We start from the raw sequence: 3,640 nt of genomic DNA, 5'->3' as shown, positions 1-3,640 counted from the left end.
GCCGGCGGCGGTACGGCCGCCGAGCGGCTGCCCGTCGTCTGCGCGCAGAACGGGGTGGAGAGCCAACGCCTGGCGCTGCGCCGCTTCCGGCAGGTGTACGGCGTCTGCGTCTGGCTGCCCGCGACCTTCGTCGAACCGGGCGTCGTCTCCGCCGAAGGCACTCCCCTCACCGGCATCCTGCACCTCGGCCGCTATCCGCACGGCACGGACGAGACCGCCCGGCTGATCGCGGCCGACCTGGCGAAATCGAGGTTCGAGGCGCCGGTCGTGCCCGATGTGACGCGCTGGCAGTACGCCAAGCTCCTCGGCAACCTCGTCAACGCGATCGAGGCGGTCACCGTGCTGCCCGACGGCGAAGCGGGCCTGGCGCTCTACCGGCGGGTACGGGCCGAGGGCGCGGCCGTGCTCGACGCGGCCGGTATCGCGTACGCGAGCGCCGAGGAGGAGAAGGAGGCGCGCGGTGACAGGATCCGGCTGGTGGAGATCGACGGCGCCCCGCGCGGCGGCGGTTCCTCCTGGCAGTCGCTGAACCGGGGCACCGGCACCATCGAGGCCGACTACCTCAACGGCGAGATCGCACTGCTGGGGCGGCTGCACGGCGTACCGACACCGCTCAACGACCTGCTGCAACGGCTCGCGAACGGCTTCGCGCGCGAGCACAGGGCGGCCGGTTCGCTGCCGTTCGACGAGCTGGTCCGCCTCGCCGACGAGGCTGTCGCGTTTGTTCAAGAGTCCTGACCGCGTCCTCTCTAGCGTGGAGGACATGAGCAACCACGACCTGCACCCGGACCGGACGAACCACCACGACCTGCACCCGTACATGATCGAATGCGCCGCCGAGGCCGCCCGTGTCGCGCGCGGTGTCAGTGCGACACAGCTCGACGACCCGACGCACTGTCCCGACTGGGATGTCCGCGCGATGGTCAACCACTGGGTCCTCTACACCTCGCACGGCATGGAGCACCGCGCCCTGCGCAAGCAGCTCTCCGAGGAACTGACCGCCCGCGACTTCACCGCCGGCCCGGACTGGGCGGAGGCTTACGCCGCCCAGCTGGACCGGGCCGTCGCCGCCTGGGCCGACCCGGCGGTGTGGGAGGGCGAGGTCGACCTCGGCATGGCGAAGATGCCCGCCGGTGAACTCGCCTCGATGATCATCAAGGAGCTGGCGGTGCACGGCTGGGACGTCGCCACGGCCACCGGCCAGGAGTACCGCGTCTCGGACGGCGCCGCCCGCCTCGTCCTCGACGTGGTCGAGAAGCACGGCGCGCTCTACCGCCAGTACGACGGCTTCGCCGACCCGGTGCCGGTACCGGACGACGCCCCCGTCTTCGAGCGGGCCCTCGCGTCCAGCGGACGGGACCCCCGGCAACAGGCCATGAGCAAAGTGGACCACTGAGAGACCGGGCGATTGGGTCGAGCATCCAGCCCAATTGGCGGTTAGCGTTCCGTGTATGAGCACTGACACCGCCGTCCGCGTCGACTTCTACTTCGACCCCGCCTGCCCCTTCGCCTGGATCACCTCCCGCTGGCTGCTGGAGGTCGAGCGCGAGCGCCCGCTCGACCTCCGCTTCCGTGCGATGAGTCTCTACCTCCACAACATCGGCAACGAACTCCCCGACTGGTACCGGGAGTTGGTCGACAAGTCGATCGGCCCGGTACGTGTCGCCGTGGCCGCCGCCGAACAGCACGGCGACAAGGTGCTGCGCGACCTGTACACGGCCTTCGGCAGCCGCATCCACGAGCGGCGCTACGACGACTTCGACGCCGTGATCGCCGAATCCCTCGCCGAACTCGGCCTCCCCGCAGCACTCGCCGACGCCGCCCACGATCCGTCGTACGACGACGCCGTGCGCCGCAGTCACGAGGCGGGCGTCGAGGAGGAGTCGGGCGGATATGTGGGGACGCCGACCCTGCACGTCGACGGCACGGTGTGGTTCGGCCCGGTGCTGCGGGCGATTCCGCGCGGTGCGAAGGCGGCCGAACTCTTCGACAGTTTCCGGGTGTTGGCCACGCATCCCGACCTGTTCGAGCTGAAGCGGACGCGTACCGGGGGACTGTCCTTCGAGTGAACCGGGGCCAGTTGAAGTCGCGCAGTGACATAAACGCGGCGAGCGGCGCAGTACAGAGAGCGACCCCCGCGACAAGGCTCACGCCGGCGGGGGCCGTGCTGCGGACGGGCCGTCCGGGGTCCGACATCACCGGGGAGTGCCGGACTTCGGGCGGCCCTTCCATATTTCGCGAGCGGTCAGATCCCCGATACCGGGAAGGGCCGGATTCTCGCGTCGGTCATGCGCCGGGATGTTCGGCGCGCCGCCCCCGCCCCGAGAGCCGTCCCGCGAGGCGACCCAGTGCGCCGGGGCGGTTCCAGGCGCGGAACGCGTCGAGTTTGCCGCGGCCCGTGCGGTCGAGCGCCGTCTCGACCTCGCCCTGCTCCGCGACGGACAGTGCCCGCACGACCGGCCGCAGCACCTTGGCCAGCAGTGCCGTACGAGTCTCGTCCCAGCCGGGATGAGTCCCCGGGAACGCGCTCCAGTCGCAGAACCGGTCGGCGGCGTACGCCGGCCTGGTCCGCAGCCGCTCGCCCACCCGCTCCGAGTGACCCTCCCGCTCGTAGGCCGCGAGCAGGCGCGGCTCGCCCGAACGGGCCAGCGCGTACAGCTCGTTGGCCGGTGCCGCCCCTTCCAGGAGCCGCTGTGCGAGGGCCTGGTAGGCGCGCTCGGCGACGGTGTCCGGCACCGGATCGGCGGCGGCACCGGTCGTCAGGTCCAGCACCCGGCCGACCCACTCCTCGCCCTCGCTCCCGGTGCCCAGCATCCCGGTGAACTCAAGAAGGAGCAGGGCCGTACGCCGACCTGTGCCCAGTTCCGTGCTGAAGCAGCGGAGCAGATCGGTGGCGAGTGCCGGTATGTCACGGTCGTCCGGGGAAGCGGCGAGAGCCGTCTCGATCAGCAACTCCCGGGTACCGGCGGCACGGTGGGAGTCGGAACCCAGCTCCTTCAGCAGCACGCTCGCCTCCTGGCCGGTCGGCAGTTCGCCTCCGGGCCAGGTGAGGCGGAGGGCTGTGCGCAGCACGGTCGGATCGGCGTGCGGCGAGACTCCGGCCGTGCGGAGCAGACCGTGGAACCGGTCGAGTCGGTCGTCCGACTCCGCGGGTGCGACAGCGGGCCCGGCACACATCCGCAGATGCGGGAAGCCCGACTGCTGGAGGTCGAGCGGAAGCCCCGAACCCTTCAACACCCGTGCCACCGACGTCGGTTCGGCTGCGGCGAGCGTGTTGAGCGAGCCGAAGAGCGCCACCCGCAGACCGGGGTGGGTGTGCACCGCGTCGAGGAGAGCGGGCGGGCAGGTTCCGGCGGGAGGTTCGACGCGCTGATCGGTTTCGGTGGGCTCGGGTGACGGCTTCGTGTCGCCGCCCGACGGGGACGCGGCCGACGCGCTGACCAACTCCCGTCCCAACCGCTCGGCCAGCTCCGGCAGTTGGTCCTGGCAGTCGACGTCGAGGAGGTCGGCGGCGCGCAGCAGTGCGAGGGGTCGTCCGGCGGCCGGCTCGGCCGTGTCCGCGATACCGGCCCGGAGTGCGGGTGCGAGATCGCGGGCCAGGTCGTCGTGGGCCCGTGTGGTGAGGGACCCGGCGCGCAGC

Annotated in this window: 4 protein-coding genes; 3 read left to right on the top strand and 1 reads right to left on the bottom strand. The window is 71.5% G+C overall.

Going from position 1 to position 3,640, the window contains the following annotated elements:
- The 3 genes from R6V09_RS48610 to R6V09_RS48600 form a co-directional block, all read left to right on the top strand.
- Nucleotides 1–738, top strand: a 738-nt coding sequence (locus tag R6V09_RS48610) for a ketopantoate reductase family protein (protein WP_317887848.1), incomplete at its 5' end; no start/stop codon positions are given.
- 25 nt (nt 739–763) lie between these two features.
- Nucleotides 764–1,396, top strand: coding sequence for a TIGR03086 family metal-binding protein (locus R6V09_RS48605; RefSeq protein WP_317887847.1), 633 nt, complete (start codon nt 764–766; stop codon nt 1,394–1,396).
- A gap of 55 nt (nt 1,397–1,451) precedes the next feature.
- On the top strand, nt 1,452–2,069 hold the full coding sequence (locus R6V09_RS48600; protein ID WP_317887846.1) for a mycothiol-dependent nitroreductase Rv2466c family protein: 618 nt from the start codon (nt 1,452–1,454) through the stop codon (nt 2,067–2,069).
- 217 nt (nt 2,070–2,286) lie between these two features.
- On the opposite strand, the gene R6V09_RS48595 is transcribed toward R6V09_RS48600, so the two are convergent.
- Nucleotides 2,287–3,640: GTPase-associated protein 1-related protein (locus R6V09_RS48595; RefSeq protein ID WP_317887845.1), on the bottom strand; the 1,354-nt coding region annotated here is incomplete at its 5' end.

Source organism: Streptomyces sp. W16 (genome assembly GCF_033194735.1).
Lineage (GTDB): Bacteria > Actinomycetota > Actinomycetes > Streptomycetales > Streptomycetaceae > Streptomyces.
Note: the sequence above shows the minus strand (reverse complement) of the source record. Positions and strands in the feature narration are given on the sequence as shown.